Source organism: Methylobacterium sp. J-059 (genome assembly GCF_022829485.1).
GTDB lineage: Bacteria > Pseudomonadota > Alphaproteobacteria > Rhizobiales > Beijerinckiaceae > Methylobacterium.
In genome coordinates this window covers 1-987 of sequence record NZ_JAKSYA010000079.1, presented here as the reverse complement: position 1 = coordinate 987, position 987 = coordinate 1, and the positions used below count along the sequence as shown (strand labels likewise).

Here is a 987-nt window from a genome sequence, read left to right as displayed (position 1 = left end):
GCGGCCGAGGCGACGTTGCCGGGTGTCGTGAAGAGGGTGCCGTTGTCGGTGAGCACCGTGTGCACCTTGTAAGGCACGGCCTCGATGAGATGGCGGAGGAAGTCAGCTGCGACCCGCCGCGTGGCCTTCTCGTGAAGCTCGACGAAGGCGAACTTGGTCGTGCGGCCTATGACGACGAGCAGTTAGAGCCGCCCTTCCACCGTGTGGACCTCAGCCAGATCGATGTGAAAGTACCCGAGCGGATAAGCCTTGAAGCGCGACCGCTTGGGCTTGTCGCCGTCGACCTCCGGCAATCGGCTGATACCGTGGCGCTGCAGGCACCGATGCAGCGACGAGCGGGTCAGGTGCGGGATCATCGCCTGGAGCGCGTAGAGGCAGTCATCGAGCGGCAGGAGCGTGTGACGCCGAAAGGCGACGACGACCGCCTCGTCCTCGGGTGACAGCACCGTCGAACGTGGATCCTTAGGCCCCGTGCGCTGGTCGGCGACTGAGGTCCGCTGCCGCCACTTGGCGACCGTCTTCTGGTTGATCCCGTAGCGCTTCGACAGCGCCCTCAGGCTCGCTTGACTATGCTGGATCGCTCCAAGGATCGCCTTAGTCGTCGTGGCGCTGCCGTGAAAAACCCGGCCCATAGCGCGTCCCTCCACTCCGACGTGAAGATCGCACCATCAAACCACGAGATCAAACATCTAGCCGGCACCACGTCGAGACGCTCAGAGACGTCCTGGCCGATCCGGTGCAGGGCACCCGCGCAGCATGGGCAAGCGGTGCTGGCGACGTCGACGAGGCACTCGACCGGCGGCAGGCGGGCGGGCAGCGCCCTACGGTTCATGCGCCGCTTGACCTTCTAGGGCGTGTCATCGCTTGAGCCAGTCGAGGGCGGCCGCGAGGCAGAGGACGCCCATGAAGCTGGCGGCGGTTTTCTCGTATCGGGTGGCGATGGCGCGCCATTCCTTGAGCCTGGCCCAGAGGCGCTCGACCTGATTG

At 65.6% G+C, this 987-nt stretch carries 1 protein-coding gene and 2 pseudogenes; all 3 read right to left on the bottom strand.

Annotated elements, in window-relative coordinates:
* Nucleotides 1-632: pseudogene (locus MKK55_RS08800) on the bottom strand (IS481 family transposase); the annotation flags it as partial.
* Between the two features lie 56 nt (nucleotides 633-688).
* Nucleotides 689-841 (bottom strand): annotated as a pseudogene (locus tag MKK55_RS08795) (IS66 family transposase zinc-finger binding domain-containing protein); the annotation flags it as partial.
* Between the two features lie 16 nt (nucleotides 842-857).
* Nucleotides 858-987: transposase (locus MKK55_RS08790; protein WP_243932900.1), on the bottom strand; the 130-nt coding region annotated here is incomplete at its 5' end.